Source organism: Nocardioides daphniae (assembly GCF_004777465.1).
In the GTDB taxonomy this organism is placed as follows: Bacteria; Actinomycetota; Actinomycetes; order Propionibacteriales; family Nocardioidaceae; genus Nocardioides; species Nocardioides daphniae.
Window position 1 is genome coordinate 1,976,341 of the sequence record NZ_CP038462.1, and the last position, 17,333, is coordinate 1,993,673.

Consider the following 17,333-nt stretch of genomic DNA (forward strand, 5'->3'; position numbering starts at 1 on the left):
GTCGGGTGGCGATGGGCACCAGCCCGACGCCGACCTGGTCATCGACGCCCTCGTCATGGCGTTCGAGCGACGCCGACCCGACCAGCGCGTCATCGACCACGCCGACCCGAGGATCGGCCTACACCTCGTTGGCCTTCGGCCAACGACTCGAGACCCTCGGGATCACCGCTTCCTTCGGGTCGACGGGCGACGGCTACGACAGTGCCGCGGTCGAGTCGACCTGGGCCACACTCAAGCGCCAACTGGCATGGATCCACCGCCGACAGACCTAGCCCTTACGCGGCCTGCTCAGATCGGCGATTTCGACGATATCGAGGCTTCTACAACACCAACCGCATCAAGCAGCGGCGCGGATACCGTTCCCCTGAGAAAGGACTCGGATCCCGAAACTCAACGCGTGTGCAGACCCACCGCCTACCTTTGCGGCCGGAACAGCGATCATCCTGCCCCGCCTTCACGTGCTTCCCTGATCTCGTCTGCTCGAGCGCGGAACACCTCACTCTCGGGATCACCCTTCGCCTCCAGCTCGGCGGCCAGAAAGCTCAGGAACTCCACGAAGGCGTCATCCTCACTTCCCGGGTCTGCGGCGAGCAGGTGGTCGTAGATGCCGACGACTCGGCGGTAGCAGACCCAGGAACTTTCATCGTCGTCGAGCGCGTCTGCCAGGACTATCAAGGCGCTGATGAGGACGCGTCGAAGTCCGTTCTCAGCAGGATGACGCTCGACGGCCGTGTCAAGGACGGACACGGCACGCTCTGCGGGTACGACCGCCTCGGCCCTTTTGCCAGACATGCAGTGCGCCGCAGCAAGCTTGGACAACGTCTCCCCCAGGCGTTCTGCGACCTGGAAGTCCAGTGGATGTTGGTCATGCTCCACCGCGTACAGGTCAAGCAGGCGAGTGGACACTTCGACGGCTTCGTGCCACTCCTTCAGACTCAGGTGGGCGTTCCGCAGCAGCGTGAGATCCAACCATGCGCGAGAGCGGGACGGGCCCCCGTCGGCACCAGCTTCGGCCAGCACCTGCTTGATCCGCAGAGCTCGCGTCAGGTGTTCAACTGCGTCACGCAGATCCCCGGACTGCACTAGGCATAGGCCCAGAGCGGAATGGCACTCCGCCACGTCCCGCTCCTGGTCCCACTGATCAGGCTGGGGATGCGCCTCAAGGTGGTCGAGAAGTGAGCGGTAGAGCGAAGCAGCGTCACTCCACCTGCTGCTGGACATTGCTTTCAGGGCGATCTTCCGGAGCTCCAGCCGGTTCACTTCCACGATGGTTGACGTCCAGTCGGCGTCCATCAACTCACGAACCGCCAATGGCAGCTCGAGAGGCTCGCCGCTCGCGTACCCGCTGGCCGCAGCCCCCCGACTCTGGATGTCATCATCGGACAACGTCGACCACGCAGCATCCTGACGCCCCCGGTGGAGCTGCACACTGCCGAGGAGCACACGCTCGCGTGTCAGGTCCGGTTCGCCGAGTGCGGCCTGCAGACAGCTCTCCGCGTCCATCCACTCTTGTTCACGGATGTGCAGCCCCCGAGCGCGACCAGCCACCCACGCACAGTTTGCTTGAACGAACTCACTCCCTCGAGATTCGCCGCCGCCTTCCGGTAGCACTCCTTGGCCTCCGATCTCCGACCGAGGTCGTTGAGGAGCTGAGCCCTCGCCGCCATAGCGTGGCGACGAGAAAGAGTGAGCGTTCATCGCCAGGGACAGGGTTAAGGATCGGGGTCTCGAGTTCTTTCGCTGCAGCTGCTGCAAGGTCAACTCGCGTGTCTGACGAGCCGCTCGCTGCATACAGTGACGCGAGAGCAGAGACCCATGAGGAATCAGGATCGGGCGACTCCCGGATGAGGCCTTCGTACAACCGCACCGCTTCGTCGCGCCCGGCCCGAGCTTCCTCCCATTGGCCAAGCCTCTCCTGCCCCTCGGCCAATCGACATACGAGCGTGGCGCGAAGCGACCGGTCCACGTCCACGTCCATATCTGCGAGCAGGGCTTGCAGCACGGCCACGGCCTCCCGCCGCATCAAGGCAGGCGTCTCGAGCCCACATGCCGCCATGACGTCCTCGCCGACGTTGGCCCGCTCAAGCTCGTCACTCTGCTCCAACCACAGCTCGGCCCAGCGTGCTCCTCCCACCGCCCCACCTGCGAGGAGCGCCGGCGCGATGTCACGTACTCGCTGGAACATGAGCGCCACCGTGGGCAACGCAGGCCGGTCCACGAACGCCCTGAGCGCGTGAGCAGTACATGTGCCTGCGCGTGAGGTCCGCAGACAGAGGCGAGGGCGTCGACGTTGGCCAGGAGGACTCCGACCTCCGGCTCAGTGACGGTGAGTCGCTTCACCCATTCGAGGCACAGAAGCTCGACCAGCTCCGCAACCACGGCCTCGGCGACGTGCTCCCGGACCGCACGGGACGCGAGCTGGTGCATGCGCAGACGGCCATCTGACCACGATCCTTGGAGCTCGACCACGTGGTGGTCGATCAGTCGTTGAACCACCTTCGGCATTCCGTGGCGCCGCTCGAGCGTGTTGCCTCCCGCGACCCAGCCAGCCACCGCATCTGTGTCCCACAGCCACGTGGGGTGTCCATCAGCGGCTTGCACCGCTGCCACGAGCGCAGCACGCTCCGCCAGCCCATCGGGAAGGCCTTGGCTCGCCTTCGCGAGTGCCATCCTCCAGGTCGCCGCGATCAACCGGGGGTAGCCACCATGGTCCAGCTCGTCTGCCACCTGGTCCAACGGGGCCTCTGACGCAAACTCCCTGAGCCACTCCTCAATGGTCAGGGCGTTCGTGGAGATCGTGCCGGCCGCGATGGCCAGCCCCAGGGGATGGTTGCCGACCGCCTGCGCCACGGCATCCAGCTCCGCATCTGTCGCCGCAGCGAAGGCCGATCGTCCCGTGCGTCCGGCGTGGACGTTGTTCCGGAGGAACTCACGGGCTTCGTCAGGCTGGAACTGTGCGGCCTCGAAGACCTGGCCGTTGCGGCGCATGCGCGGCGACCGGCTGGTCGTGGTGACCAGCGTCCGGCCGCAGGGGTTCGTCCCTGTCGGAAGAAGATTCGCAGCGATGAGCGCGTCAGCCTCCGCGTTGTCGAGGACGACCAGCCACCTCCATGGACTCGTCGCAAGGGTGTCCAGGACCGCGCGGGACTCCTGGTCGGGAGATCGTGACCCTCCTGCAGTGGGCATCAGGCCACGGGCGCGGAGGGCCTCACCGACTTTGCCCAGGGCGTCGTGCACTGCGGCGACGTCAGCGGACTCCACCCAGACGAGCAGGGTTTCCCCCTGCCGGGTTCGGAGGGCGTCTTCCATGATCTTGCGTGCGGTGTAGGACTTGCCCAAGCCCGGGCCACCCGTCAGCCACACGCGCCGCTCGCCACTGGTCGCCCAGTGGTGCCCGATCTCGAAGTCGACGAAGCGGCTCTGGTACCCAGGCCCGACGTCCGGCAGCGGCCCGATGTAGATCGGCGCGTCGCCAGTCACGTCGTCAGTGTCTTTCCCCCGCCACGACGGCGGGTTGACGAGGGTCTCCGACCGAGCGTCCGGCTCGTCCCAGGTCCATGTGAGGGAGCGAAGCCTCTCGTCGTCCTCGGTGACGGAGGCAGACACCGGCCCGTCCAACGCCGTGGTGCGGCCGGCGAGGATGCGCTGGGCGACGAGCACGACCAGTCGAGCTCCCTGCTTGCGGAACCCTTGACCCGCCGACTTGCCTGAGCACTTCCGGTTGGCACGCGCCGTCCACCGCATCGTGGCGAAGTCGGCTGTGCTGCCGGGGACGGGAATGTCTCTTGCGACCAGGCGACCGCCACCGACATGTGGCCTGATCGGGAGGAGTGACCGAGCTTCACTGGCTTCGATGTTCCAGTAGATCTGCCCCAGGAGAAGGACGGCCTCCTCGCTCAGGGGACGCGACTTGTTGAGCATCTTCCTGGCGGACTGGTCGGCAGCGACCTGGGTGAGTGCGAGGTAGAGACCCTCGCGGAGCAGGTCAGCGGTGATGCGTGTGGTGTACCCCATAAGACACGTCAATAGGTCGTCGAGACCCCCCGGAAGCCCCAGACGAACCACCGGGTCGTCGTCGACGGTGCCGTTCTCGCTGAGGCCATGCCCCTTCGCCATGGAGTCCAGGAATGCAGCGAGCACCACCACGGCGTCTGCTGTGGCGGGCGCCTCTCCCAGCACCTCCCTCAGCCCGTGGTCGAGGTCCGCGGTGATCTCCAGCTCAAAGGTGGACACGGACCAGATGATGCCAGCGAACAGGGCTGGGCACGGTAGGCATTGAAGAAGTTGATGCCTCCTGTGCCTGGCCGAAGTGTCTGTCTCACCGAATCACTCAGCAGCTCAGGAGACAGCCATGCAGACCCCCCAAGCCCACTTCATCGCCTAATTCGCGGCTCGCCGCCCTGGTCGACATCGAGAACCTCCTAATCCAGGACGACCCGCTGAGCAGCCGCGAGGCCGGGACTCTCCTCACCATCGTGCGGGGACACCTCGGAGCCGTCCCCACCACACCCGCACCGCGACGGGTCCGAGCATCCTGCGGCGACATGCGGCGGCGCTGAGCAGCTTCGGAGGCGGCCTCACCCTGGTCGAGAGTTCGCCGGACGCGGCGGACATCGCCCTGATCGAGGCCGGGCGTGTACTCGCCGAGGCAGGCGTGACCGACCTGGTCGTCGTCAGCGGCGACCACGCGTTCGTCGAGCTCGCCGAGGTCGCTCGTGTGCACGTCCTCGCGCAACCCGGCAAGCTGAGCCGTCGCCTACGGCTGGCCGCGACCAGCGTCACGCTCCTCCCTGACCACCGCGTCGCTGCAGCACAGGCGCTGACCGAGAGGGCAGGAGCATGAGCTCCGCAGTGTTGGACCCGATCATGTTCGGTGCCGCGGTCTTCATCGTCGTGGCGGTCCTCGTGGCCGTCACCCGCAAGCGACCACAGTCCACGCATCTCGTCGGCCTCCCTGCCGACCTACGCCGCCGTTACTCCCGGCACATCAGGCAGCGCATGGTCGAGCGAGGCGTCAGCAGGGACGAGGTCGAGGCCACGCTCGCGACCCCGGACCGGATGGAGCACGACCTCGCCCAGGCGAGCATGCGGTTCGAGAAAGACTTCCATGAGCGCATCCTCAAGGTGTGGGTGGTGCGTGAGCCCCACGCGGCGTGGCCGCCCACGGCCGAAGTCGTCCTGAAGACGACCGCATGGGTGCACACCACCAGGTTCGAGGTGCCGTCGGAGTGTGTCGGCAGGCTGATCGGACGTCAGGGCGCCACGATCCGAAGCATCCGTGAGTCCACCGGTGCCCGGGTCTGGATCGACGACAACGTCGTGCACCTGAGCGCCGACAACCGCCGCCCCTTCGAACAGGCCAAGCACCGTATCCATGAGCTCATCCGGAGCGCATGAACCCCTGGCCAGCGCCGGCAACTACCATCCCCCAATGGACACTCCTCTCTTCGGCGACGACGTGCCCTCGAGTCCCCCCACCAGCAACCCCGCCCCGGCCCAAATCGCGGACTGGCAGGTCGACCTGCTCCGCAACGCGTTGGACGCCCGCGGCCTCACCGACCAGCAGGCCCGAAAGAGCCTCATCGAGCAGCACGCCGGTCGCCCTCTTGCCTCCCTTCGGCATCTCACCTCCGAGGAGGCGCTGCGGGTGATCAGCTCGCTCGGGCGCGACGCTGGCAGGACGCAGCGCAGCGAGGGTTCCCTCTGGGACGAGCGTGAGGACGACACCTGGATCGACCGGCTCTGAGCCGATTCACCGTCGAACCACCCACACCACCCGTCCCATCTGGATAGGGTTGGCGCACGCCCAGGACCAGCAGAGGAACAACCCACCGATGAAGCCAGATTCTCCGAACTGGATCCTCATGGGCGAGCCGGCCTCACCGGCGGAGCAGGCCGCGCTCGACGCGTTCCGTGAGCTGTTGCCCGAGGACGGTCTCACCCGCGCCTGGGTCAACCTCACCTTCCTCGACCTCGACGGCCGCGCCGCGGAGGTCGACGTCCTCCTCCTCACGAAGCGCGGCTTCTTCGTGGTCGAGCTCAAGGGCTGGCACGGTACGGTCGCGGGCAACCAGCAGAGCTGGCACCAGATCACGCCGGGGGGGCAGGTCCGCCACTACTCCAACCCGTTGAAGCTGACGATCAGCAAGGCGAAGCGGCTCAAGAGCCTGTTGCAGCAGGTGAACCCCAACGCTCCTGTCCCCTATCTAGGGGCGCTGGTGGTGATGCACGGCCACGGGTCCTCGATCGAGCTCGACGGCCTGGGGCGTACGAACGTGCTCGCGCTGGACGGCTACCAGCTGACGGGCGGGTTGCCGACGCTGGGCGCCTTCCTGGCCAGCCAGCCGGACAACCCGCACCACATCGTCGACCGTCCGACCGCCACCGCTGCCCGCAAGGCGTGCGACATGGCGGGGTTCACCGCGACGCCGCGTCAGCGCAGGATTGGGCAGTACGTCCTCGACGACGGCGACCCCGTGGCCGTCGGGCAGGACTGGCAGGACTTCGTGGTCAGCCACCCGGTGATGGACACCAAGCGCCGGTTGCGGCTCTTCGACCTGCCGCCGCAGTCGTCTCCGGACGAGCGTGAGCGGATCGAGGCGAGCGCCCGGCGCGAGCTGCGTCTGACCGAACCGTTGCACCACGACGGAGTGGACCGTCCGCTCGACTACCTGGTCACCGACTCGGGTCCGGCGTTGCTCTTCGACGACTGGCCGGGCGCACAGCCCCTCGACCAGTTCCTGGCGTCGCGCGGCGACTCCCTCGACTTCGACACCCGCATCGCGCTGATCCGCCAGATCGGCGAGGTGTTGCGGTACACCCACAACCGGCACCTGGCCCACCGGGCGCTGGCACCCAACCGGGTGTGGGTGCGCGAGGAGGACTCCCGTGGTCCCCGCATCCGGATCCGTGACTGGTACACGGGTCAGCGCGAGGCCAGCACCCGCACCAAGGTGACGGCCCTGTCAGCCGGCCTGACCGACGTACGTGGCGCGGTCGACCAGGACGACTGGATCTATCTGGCCCGTGAGGCGCTGCACGGCGCCGAGGAGCTGCCCAGCATCCCGCTCGACGTCTACGGCCTCGGTGCCCTGGCCTTCCTGATCCTCACCGGTGAGCCGCCCGCGACCACCCTGGCTGACCTGCAGGCGCGCTTCACCCGCGACGACGGCCTCGACCCGAGCTCCCTCACCCCGGAGATCCCGGACCAGTACGCCGATGTCGTACGCCGCGCCACGGCGTTCGCGGAGCCCGAGCGCACCGCGTCGGTCGACCAGTTCCTCACCGAGCTGGACGCTGCAGCGCGCGCGGTCCGTCCGGCCGAGCGCGACCCGCAGCCGGTCGCGGACCCCCTCGATGCCCAGAGCGGTTCGGTCATCGCCGACCGCTTCGACGTGCTGGAGCGGCGCGGGAGGGCTCGACGGGGACGGCGCTGCTGGCGGTCGACTACGACAGTGACGACACCCGTCCGATCATCCTCAAGGTGGCGCGCAACGACGCCGCCGGGGAACGGCTCGCGGTCGAGGCCGAGGTGCTGGAGCAGCTCGACCACCCGCGGGTGGTGCGGCTCATCGGTGGCCCGATCCGGATCGACGGGCGCACGGCGCTGCTCCTCTCCGACGCCGGCAAGGAGACGTTGGCAACCCGGATCGCCACAGAGGGCCGGGCGACCATCGAGCAGCTCGAAGGCTACGGCCGTGACCTGCTCGAGGCTGTGGCCCACCTCGACGAGCAGGGGCTCTTCCACCGCGACATCAAGCCCGCCAACCTGGCGATCTCGCCCGACCCGGCACCCGCAAGCCGCGGCTGACGCTCTTCGACCTGTCGTTGGCGCGTGAGCCGCTGGACAACACCACCTCGGGCACGCCCGGCTACCTGGACCCCTACTTGTCGCAGCGCCGTCAGTACGACCGGGCCGCGGAACTCTGGTCGGTGGCGGCAACTCTCTTCGAGATGGCGACGGGCAACCCATTGTGGTGGCCCGAGGGAACCAACGGTCCGTTGACGCCCGACGAGGCGCCGGTGGTGATGTCCACCAGCTTCGAGGACGCGGTGGCCGAGCCACTCACCGACTTCTTCCGCCGGGCGCTGGCCCCGAAGGCGCCCGAGCGTTACGCGGGCGTCGCGGAGATGGCGCAGGCCTGGGCGGCGGTCTTCGCCGATCTGGATGCCGGCACCGACGGCGCCGGGGGCGACGACGAAGCGGCAGCTGCCGCCTCGCTCGCCACGCCGCTCAACAGTGCGGGACTGAGCGCCCGGGCACTGTCGGGCGTGCTGCGGCTCGACGTGTTGACGGTCGGCGACCTGCTCGGCGTGCCGCCTCACCGGATCAACGCCGTGCGTGGCCTGGGTGAGCACTACCGCAAGGAGATCCAGAGGCGGATCCGCGAGTGGCGTGAGCGTCTCAGCGCACCCTCGAGCGTCGAGGTCGTCCCGGGCCGCGGCGTCGAGGGTGTGGTGCGGGTGCTGTTGCAGGTGCCGTCGAGCTCGAAGTCCGACCAGACCCCGCTGCGAGCCCTCGTCGGGCTGGACCACGAGCCCGGTCCCACGCCGCTGTGGCCGACCGTCGCCCAGGCCGCGGAGCACGCCGGGGTCAGCCAGGATGCGATGACCTCGGCGCTCAACCGAGCCGCGAAACGGTGGGCCAAGCTCGACTCCGTGGCCCAGGTCCGCGCAGACCTGGTCGCCCTGCTCGCCGGCGACGGTCGTGTGATGACGCTGACTGAGCTGGCGGTGGCGCTGGCCGGGCGGCTCGGCTCCCAGCTGGAAGGCACGGCGCGCCGTGACCACTCCGTAGCGCTGATCCGCGCCGCCCTCGAGGTCGAGGAACGGGAGGACGAGCCCCGGCTGACCATCCGACGCCCCTCCCCCGGCGCGACCCCGTTGGTGGCGCTGACCGAGTCGGCCCAGACGGACCCCACCGCCCCAACCGGCGAGCGCGCGCACCTGTCGGCCGACGCGCTCACGGAGATCGCCGTGGCCCTGGGGCGGCGCGCCGACGACCTGGTCGCCGACGGGGTCGTGCCCGCGGCCCGGGCCCGCGCCGACCTGCGCTCCCTCCTGCCCCCCGCCCAGGACCGACTGGTCGAGCTGAGCGACGAGCGTCTGGTGCGGCTCGCCGCGGCGACCTCCACCACGGCGGCAGTCTCTGGCTTCGGCGAGCTCTACCCGCGCAGCCTGCCGGTCGCCGACGCGATCGACCATGCACTGCGCGGCCGACCGGGGCGAGTCATCTCGGAGATGTGGGTGCGCCGCCGCGTCTTTTCTCGCTTCCCCGACCTGGCGGCGACGATCCGAGCCACCCCGAGCTCGACCCGCTGGTGCTGCAGGCCCTGCCGGGCATGGCCTGGAACGGCACCGAGTACGCCGCCCGCGACACCACCGACGTCTCCCAGTCGGTCACCGGTTACGCGACCAGCGTGGCTTCCACCTCCGCCGTCGAAGTGGACCGCACATTGCGTACGTCCCTGCGGACGCACGCTCCCGTCGCCCTGGCCGTGGCGCCGCACCGCTACCTCCAGGCGATCGACAGGCTGGCGTCCCTCTACGACGTCGAGGTCGTGGACGTCTCGCTCATGGTGGTGGAGACCAGTCGGGCGTTGGCGGCCGATCAGGAGGTGCCGTGGGAGGTCGTGCTGGAGGCCGACGCCGCGGAGCACGACTCCTTCGACTGGGAGCAACTGACCTCCTTGGTGCGTGAGGCGCTCGAGCCCGGTGGACCGAGGCGATCGCCACTCAGCGGCCAGTGCTGGTAGTGAATGCCGGCCCGTTGGCGCGCTACGGCATGCGCGACCACCTCTCCGACCTGCTCGACGTCGGCACCCCGCGCCCGGCCGCCCGCTGGCTGCTGGTAGCCCGCGACGGTTCCATGGCCGTGCCCCACCTCGAAGGACAGCCGGTGCCGCTCGGCCCTTCCGGTGTCCTCGACCTGCCCTCCCATCTCGACCTGGCCTCACCCACAGGAGTCACTGCGTGATCACCTCTTCCGCCCTGCTCGCCGACCTCAAGGGACAGCTCAAGCTGCTCCAGGCCGACCTGCGCGAGCGTGCCGACGACGCGGATGACCCGTGGGGCGCCCGGCTGCGGGAGCAGCACCGCACCGCGCTGGAGCGGGGCCGCACCGGTCACGCGTGGGTGACGTGGCGCGACAACGAGGTCGACCAGGCAGCCGTGGCCTGGATCGTCGCCTCGACCTTCATCCGGTTCTGCGAGGACAACGACCTGCTGGCGGGTGCCCGCGACGGGCAGGGGCGCCTGGTGCCCCAGCCGTGGATCGCCGGCCCCGGGGTGCTGTTGTCCCGTGCCATCGAACACGAGACCGCTTACTTCACCGCCCACCCCTCGGCCAACCGTCGGGACTGGTTGCAGCAGGCCTTCTCGGTGCTGGCCAGCCAACCGCCGGCCGGTCGCTGGTGGACCCGGACCACTCCCCCGTCTGGACGGCCCTGATCAGCGCCGAGGCCGCGGACCGGCTGGTCACCTTCTGGCGCACCACTGACACTGCCGGCGAGCTGGTGCACGACTTCACCGACCCCGACCTCGGCACCCGCTTCCTGGGTGACCTCTACCAGGAGCTGTCGGAGCACGCGAAGAAGACGTACGCCCTGCTGCAGACCCCGGACTTCGTCGAGGAGTTCATCCTCGACCTCACCCTGACCCCCGCGGTGGAGGAGTTCGGGCTGAAGGGCCTAAAGCTGATCGACCCGACCTGCGGGTCGGGCCACTTCCTGCTCGGCGCCTTCGCCAGGCTCAACCAGCAATGGGCCGACGAGGCGCCCGCCCTCGACGTGCGCGACCGCGTGCAGCGGGCCATGGCTTCGATCCACGGCGTGGACATCAACCCTTCGCCGTCGCCATCGCCCGGTTCCGGCTCACAGTCGCCGGCCTGCAGGCCATCGGCGCCCGCTCCCTCGTCGAGGCGCCGCAGTTCGCCTACCGGCTGGCCGTTGGTGACGCCCTGCTCGGCACCCACGAGAAGCAGCTCGAGATCAGTCTCGGGATCGACGACGAGGACGACTCGGTCTACGAGTACGACTCCGAGGATCTGTCCGCCTACCAGGGCATACTCAAGCCCGGCAGGTACCACGTGGTGGTGGGCAACCCGCCTTACATCACGGTCAAGGACAAGGTCCTAAAGGACTTGTATCGGACCATCTACCCGTCCTGCTCAGGATTGTGGGTTCTCTCCGTCCCCTTCATGGAACTGTTCTTCAAACTGCTCCTCAAGGCCGACGGACGCCAGTCCGCTGGGTACAGCGGTCAGATCACCGCCAACTCCTTCATGAAGCGTGAGTTCGGCAAGAAGCCGATCGAGACTCTGCTGTCGGGCCACGACCTCGGCAACCCAGTGGATCTCACCCATGTCGTCGACACCTCCGGTGCCTACATTCCTGGTCACGGCACCCCCACCGTGATCCTGGTCGGACGCCGCCGGCGGCCGCAGACTGAGCACGTCCGGGCGGTTCTTGGCGTGCGCGGAGAACCGGGACAGCCAGCCGACCCTGCTCATGGACTGGTGTGGGCGGAGATTCGAACTCATCTGGACTCCCCTGGTCACGAGGGCAAGTACATCAGCGTTCGAGACGTAGCGCGTGCGGACTTTCAGTCACACCCTTGGTCGCTGTCAGGTGGCCAGGCCACCGCGCTGGTAGGACTTCTGGAGCACGGTTGCTCCCGCTTCGACGCGCGAATTGTGCGCATCGGCTTCATGGCCATGAGTCATGCGGACGAACAGTTCACCCGTCCCCGCCACATGCGCTCGAGTCAGCGAGTTGTCGAGGCGCACTACCCGGACCTGGCTGCGGGCGAAAACGTGCGCGATTACGCAGTCAGTACTTCAACCATGACGTGGTTTCCGTACGAAGACCAGGAACTGCTGGATACCACCCTGACAGAGGCCCTAATGGATCTCTGGCCTTGGCGTAACGATCTCGCTGAGCGAGCACTCTTCGGCGGCGCGACATACCGAAGCGAAGGCAGGCCCTGGTATGCCTGGCATCAGGTACCCAAGGACGTGGGAGCCCATGCGTGGTCCATCACCTTCGCCTTCGTCGCAACCCACAACCACTTCGTACTCGACCGCGGCGGCAAAGTCTTCAAGCAGTCCGCGCCGGTAATCAAACTGCCGGAGTCCGCAACGGAGCAGGACCACCTGGACCTGCTGGGCGTACTGAACTCGTCCACGGCGTGCTTCTGGTTGAAGCAGGTGAGTCACAACAAGGGCAACGGCGGCATCGGCGGCGGTATCGGCGATGAGGACTGGGAACCGCGATATGAGTTCACCGGCACCAAACTCCAGGAGTTCCCGCTTCCCGACACGCTGCCCAGCGCCCGGGGACGCCGCCTGGATGAACTGGCGACCACGCTCAGCGCCACCAGCCCCAGCGCACTGCTGGATCGGGCCAGCGACGACGTCGCCGCATTGATTGCTCGGGGCCAAGTCGCGTGGCACTCCACCCGCGCCCGAATGGTCTTCGAGCAGGAAGAACTTGACTGGGAGGTCTACCGGCTCTACGGATTGATCGACGACGACCTGACCTACTCCGGGTCATGGACCGAGGACGAGCGGCACCTGGCGTTGGGTGAACGGGCCTTCGAGACCGCCCTGGCACGCAAGGTCGCCGAGGGCGCCGAGGAGACGGCGTGGTTCGAGCGCCACAGTTCCACGCCACGTACCGAACTACCGGAGCACTGGCCAGCCGACTACCGCGAGCTGGTGCAGCGTCGCCTCGACCTGATCGCCTCCGACAAGGCGATCGGACTGCTGGAACGACCCGAGTTCAAGCGCCGTTGGGCGACCCCCGGCTGGCACGCGCTGCTGAAGGACGCGCTCCGCGACGCGATCCTGGACCGTCTGGAGCAGCGCGACCTGTGGTTCGACCCCTCTGGTGCGCCGTTGACCCGTTCGATCGGTGAGTTGGCCGACGCGGTCAGGCACGACGCGTTCCTCACCCAGTGCGCCCAACTCCTGGCCGGCACGGACGTTGTCGACCTGACCGCGGTGCTGGGCGACCTGCTCAAGGAGGAGCCGGTGCCGCACCTGGCGGCGCTGCGCTACAAGGAGCCCGGCATCGAGAAGTACCGGGCGTGGCAGGAGGTGTGGGAGCTGCAGCGACGCGAGGACGCCGGTGAGCAGGTCACCATCCCGGTGCCGCCCAAGTACAAGCCCACCGACTTCCGCGCAGGCGGCTACTGGAAGGCCCGCGGCAAGCTGGATGTGCCCAAGGAACGGTTCATCAGCTATCCCGGCGTGCGTCGCACCGGCGACTCGACCCCCGTCATCGGGTGGGCCGGATGGGACCACGCCGAGCAGGCGCAGGCGTTGGCGCGGGAGTTCGGCCAGCTGCAGGCGATGGGCGCGGAGACCGACGAGCTCGTGCCGCTGCTCGCCGGGTTGCGCGAGCTGCAGCCATGGCTGGACCAGTGGCACAGCGACATCGACCCCCGCTTCGGCCAGAGCCCCGCAGCGGTGATCCGCAGCATGAGCGAGAGTTGGGCCCAGCAGCTCGGCGTCACGCCCGCCGAGCTCGACGCCTGGCGACCGCCGGCCCCCACCCGGGGTCGACGCCGCGCCACCTGACACCCAGCCCTTCCTGACCAGCGCACCCACCTCCGTACGAGATCCGTGGAGAACCCCGTGACCGCACCCGACCCGCAGCTCCTGCTCGCCGACGCCATCCACGTGCCCGAGCAGGTGCACGCCGACGACTTCGTGCTCCAGCTGCACCGTGGCGTCGACGCCGCGACCCGCACCTGGAGGACTACGTCGTCACGCCGGCGATCGCGACGTCCTTCGACCAGGCGCTGGGTCTGGTGCAGTCCGCGCTGGCCCAGGGGTCGTCGAAGGGCACCTTCATCCACGGCTCGTTCGGTGCCGGTAAGTCGCACTTCATGGCGGTGATGCACCTGCTGCTCACTGGCAACGTCGAGGCGCGTGCCCTGCCCGGCCTCCAGGCGTCGGTGGCCAAGTATGCGCCCGTGCTGGAGAAGAACCTGCTGGCCGTCGACTACCACCTCCTCGGCAAGAAGTCGTTCGAGGAGGCGCTCTACACCGGCTACCAGCAGACCGTGAGCCGGCTGCACCCCGAGGCTCCGCTGCCGGTGCTGCACAAGTCCGACGGCATCCTCGACGACGCCGCGTCGCTGCGCGCCCGGATGGGCGACGAGTCGTTCTTCGCCGGCCTCGGCGGCGCGGAGACCGGCGCCGGCAAGTGGGGCAAGCGAGCCGCCGGTTGGAGCGCCGAGACCTACGACGCCGCCGCGGCCAAGCCGGCCGAGCACCCCGACCGGGAGCGGCTCGTCCGCGCGCTCGTGGCGGCCTACTACAAGGCGTCGGTCGCCACCCGGGAATGGTTGGAGATCTCCCAGGGGCTGCGCGCGATGGCCCAGCACGCCAAGGACCTCGGCTACGACGGAGTCGTGCTCTTCCTCGACGAGTTGGTGCTCTGGCTGGGTCAGCACCTCGGCGACATGGCCTTCATCCAGGCCGAGACCTCCAAGGTCGCCAAACTGGTCGAGTCCGAGATGGGCGTGCTGCCCGTGCCGCTCATCTCCTTCGTCGCCCGCCAGCGTGAGCTCAAGGACTTCCTCGGCGGCAGCGGCGTCGGCGCCGAACAGGTCGCGCTGGGCCAGTCGTTCCAGTGGTGGGAGGACCGCTTCGACAAGCTCACCCTGCAGGCCACCGACCTGCCCGAGATCGTCCACAAGCGACTCCTGCAGCCCACCAGTGACCTGGGCCGGGTCTCGCTGCAAGCCGCCATCAGCCGGGTCAAGGGCAACCCCGTGGCGTGGCGCTACCTGCTCGACGACGAGGCCGGCTCCGGAGAGGTCGACTTCACCAAGGTCTACCCCTTCTCCCCCGCCCTGGTCGACGCGATGGTCGCGCTCTCCTCCCTCATGCAGCGCGAGCGCACCGCGCTCAAGCTGATGAGCGAGCTGCTCGCCGCCGGCCGCGACGAGCTGACCGTCAGCGACGTGATCCCCGTCGGTGATCTCTTCGACGTCGTCGTGCTGGGCGATGCCAAGCCGCTGACCGACGCGATGAAGCGCCACTTCCAGCACGCCGAGACGTTCTACCGGCGCAAGATGCGGCCCTACCTGCTCAACAAGCACTCCCTGACCGAGGAGACGGCGGCCGCGCTGCCGCGGACAGCGCCGTTCCGCACCGAGGACCGGCTCGCCAAGACCCTCCTCATCGCCGAGCTGGTGCCGGAGGCGACCTCGCTGAAGAACCTCACCGCGGCCAAGCTGGCCGCCCTCAACTTCGGCACCGTCGTCTCCTTCGTGCCCGGCCAGGAGCACCAGCAGGTGCTCGCGTGGGTGCGCGAATGGACCAGCGAGTTCGGCGAGGTCACCATCGGCGCCGGTGCCGACCCGCTGATCAGCATCCAGCTCTCCGGGGTCGACTACGACTCCGTGCTCGAGCACGTCCGCAACGAGGACAGCACCGCCAACCGACGCAAGCTCCTGCGCGACCTGCTCATCGAGGAGCTCGGCGTCACGGTGCAGGGCGGGCTGATGGCCGAGTTCCAGCACCACCACGTCTGGCGCGGCTCCCGACGCACCGCCGACCTGGTGTTCGGCAACATCCGCGACGTCCACAGCGTCAGCGACCAGGCCCTCACCGCCGAGGGCGGACGGTGGCGCGTCGTCATCGACTACCCCTTCGACGACTCCCCCGAGCACGGCCCCAACGACGACGTGGTCCGCATGTCCGAGACCCGCGACCGCCTCGAGAGCACCACCGTGGCGTGGATCCCGCACTACCTCTCCACCCAGCGGATGGACGACCTCGGCAAGCTCGTGCTGCTCGAATACCTGATGACCGGCGACCGGTTCGCCCAGAACTCCGAGCACCTGCCGATGGCCGACCGTGAACCGGCCCGCATGCAACTCGACAACCAGCGCAAGAACCTGCGCGAGCAGCTGCGCGGCGCGCTGCGCCAGGCATACGCCGTGCAGACCGGCACCGACGACAACCTCGGCGCTCGCGTCGACGCCGGTGACTCGTTCGTGACGTTGGTGCCCGGCTTCCGGCCCCGCACCCCGCAGGCCACCAGCCTCAAGGGCGGTCTCGACGAGGTGCTCGCCCAGGCGCTGGACCAGCAGTATCCCGACCACCCGCGGTTCGAGCCCGGTGAGCGGGAGGTCACCCGCACCCAGCTGGGTCACACCCTCGACCTCGTCCGCAAGGCCATCGACGCCGGTGGCCGACTCGACGGCATCGAACGCGGCAAGGCCACCGTCGCCCGGCCCATCGTGGCGGCGCTCGGACTGGGTGAGCTGCGGGAGAACGTGCTCGCGGTCAAGAAGGAGAACTTCCGCTGGTGGACCCAGTTCACCCAGTGGGCTGCGGGAGCCGGCGGCTCCCCCGACGTCGCGACCCTGCGCAGCCACCTCGCCGGGCACGGCATGACCACCGAGGTCGAGAACCTGCTCATCCTCACCTGGGCCGCCCTCGACGACCGCCAGTGGCGCCGCCATCAGGCCCCCGCCGCCACCCCCGAGGTGGGATCCGTCGCCAACGACCTGGTGCTGGTGCCTGCAGTGCTGCCCGACGCGGAGCTGTGGGACCTCGCGCTCGGGCGCGCCGGGAAGGTCTTCGGCGTCCCCCGTGAGCACGTGCTCAGCGCCGCCGCCGTCGGTCGTCTCGGCAGCGCGGTCCGCCAGAAGGCCATCGACTGGCGCACCGCCGCCTCCGACCTGGTGGGCGAGCTGGAGAAGCACGCAGGCGTGCTGGGCCTCGACCCGGCCGCGGTCGACGGACGGCTAGCCACCGCCCGACGCGGACGCGACCTCGTCGAGGCGCTCGCCAGCCGCAGCGACGCAGGCGTCGTGGTCGAGACCCTCGGTGGGTTCGACCTGCCCAAGGAGCCCCAGGCGCTCGCCAAGTCGCTGAGCTCGGCGCACACCGTGGTCGCCTCGCTGCGGGGGGCCGCGTGGGACCTGCTCAGCCAGGTCGACGCCTTCGACACCGACGGGTCGGTCGCCGCGGCGCTGCACGCCGCAGCGCGCGCGGAGGAGCTGCACAACCCGCTCGCACCGGCGCTGCACAAGGCCCGCACCGAGATCGTGGCGCGCCTGCCCAAGGGGCCGACTCCCTCGCCGCCGGGGCCGACCCCGCCCGGTCCTACCCCGCCCGTCCCCCCGCGCCCGGGGCCGACGCCGCCACCGGCGTCGCACCCGGACGACGTCGTCCTCGAGATCAGCGACGACGCCTCGCTCGACGACGTCGCCGCCCGGCTCCGAGCCGACTTCGCCAAGAAGCAGCCGGGCAAGACCTTCCGGGTGCGATGGGGCTGGGAGTGAGCGTGCCGGAGATGCCAGTGCCGGAG

Annotated in this window: 12 protein-coding genes and 1 pseudogene; 11 read left to right on the forward strand and 2 right to left on the reverse strand. The window is 68.9% G+C overall.

Translation table 11 applies throughout. From position 1 onward, the window contains the following. The first annotated feature begins 5 nt into the window (after positions 1 to 5). A complete protein-coding gene (locus E2C04_RS09710) occupies positions 6 to 272 on the forward strand; it encodes a hypothetical protein (RefSeq protein WP_135832430.1) in 267 nt (88 codons plus the stop codon). Positions 273 to 438: 166 nt separating this feature from the next. On the opposite strand, the gene E2C04_RS09715 is transcribed toward E2C04_RS09710, so the two are convergent. Next, complete coding sequence (locus E2C04_RS09715; RefSeq protein ID WP_158630653.1) at positions 439 to 1,503, reverse strand: tetratricopeptide repeat protein; 1,065 nt, start codon at positions 1,501 to 1,503, stop codon at positions 439 to 441. 519 nt (positions 1,504 to 2,022) lie between these two features. Beyond that, entirely contained in the window at positions 2,023 to 4,233 is a 2,211-nt protein-coding gene (locus E2C04_RS09720) for an NB-ARC domain-containing protein (protein ID WP_135832432.1), read from the reverse strand. Positions 4,234 to 4,654: 421 nt separating this feature from the next. Here E2C04_RS09720 and E2C04_RS09725 point away from each other — a divergent pair, with 421 nt between their 5' ends. The 10 genes and pseudogenes from E2C04_RS09725 to E2C04_RS09760 all read left to right on the forward strand — a co-directional run bounded on the left by E2C04_RS09725 (position 4,655) and on the right by E2C04_RS09760 (position 17,307). Beyond that, positions 4,655 to 4,843: a hypothetical protein gene (locus E2C04_RS09725; RefSeq protein ID WP_135832433.1), complete on the forward strand. Its 189-nt coding sequence runs from the start codon at positions 4,655 to 4,657 to the stop codon at positions 4,841 to 4,843. Further along, positions 4,840 to 5,397 carry a KH domain-containing protein gene (locus tag E2C04_RS09730; protein ID WP_135832434.1) on the forward strand — a complete coding sequence of 186 codons (558 nt, stop codon included), beginning with the start codon at positions 4,840 to 4,842 and terminating at the stop codon, positions 5,395 to 5,397. Before E2C04_RS09725 ends, E2C04_RS09730 begins: the two co-directional genes overlap by 4 nt. Before the next feature lie 34 nt (positions 5,398 to 5,431). Then, entirely contained in the window at positions 5,432 to 5,746 is a 315-nt protein-coding gene (locus E2C04_RS09735; protein ID WP_135832435.1) for a hypothetical protein, read from the forward strand. A gap of 118 nt (positions 5,747 to 5,864) precedes the next feature. Further along, positions 5,865 to 6,188, forward strand: a pseudogene (locus tag E2C04_RS22320) (nuclease-related domain-containing protein); the annotation flags it as partial. A 1,283-nt stretch (positions 6,189 to 7,471) separates the two neighbouring features. After that, a complete protein-coding gene (locus E2C04_RS21995) occupies positions 7,472 to 7,810 on the forward strand; it encodes a protein kinase domain-containing protein (RefSeq protein WP_420873106.1) in 339 nt (112 codons plus the stop codon). Positions 7,811 to 7,827: 17 nt separating this feature from the next. Further along, complete coding sequence (locus tag E2C04_RS09745; RefSeq protein ID WP_135832437.1) at positions 7,828 to 9,684, forward strand: serine/threonine-protein kinase; 1,857 nt, start codon at positions 7,828 to 7,830, stop codon at positions 9,682 to 9,684. A 61-nt stretch (positions 9,685 to 9,745) separates the two neighbouring features. After that, positions 9,746 to 9,976 (forward strand): hypothetical protein, encoded by a 231-nt coding sequence (locus E2C04_RS09750; RefSeq protein WP_135832438.1) that lies wholly within the window; start codon positions 9,746 to 9,748, stop codon positions 9,974 to 9,976. Then, the gene (locus E2C04_RS18680) at positions 9,973 to 10,449 is read left to right on the forward strand and encodes a hypothetical protein (RefSeq protein ID WP_202977735.1); all 477 of its coding nucleotides are present in this window, start codon (positions 9,973 to 9,975) and stop codon (positions 10,447 to 10,449) included. Before E2C04_RS09750 ends, E2C04_RS18680 begins: the two co-directional genes overlap by 4 nt. Positions 10,450 to 10,759: 310 nt before the next feature. Then, entirely contained in the window at positions 10,760 to 13,579 is a 2,820-nt protein-coding gene (pglX, locus tag E2C04_RS09755; protein WP_202977736.1) for a BREX-2 system adenine-specific DNA-methyltransferase PglX, read from the forward strand. A gap of 233 nt (positions 13,580 to 13,812) precedes the next feature. Continuing rightward, complete coding sequence (locus tag E2C04_RS09760) at positions 13,813 to 17,307, forward strand: BREX-2 system ATPase PglY family protein (RefSeq protein ID WP_135832439.1); 3,495 nt, start codon at positions 13,813 to 13,815, stop codon at positions 17,305 to 17,307. Positions 17,308 to 17,333 lie beyond the last annotated feature (26 nt).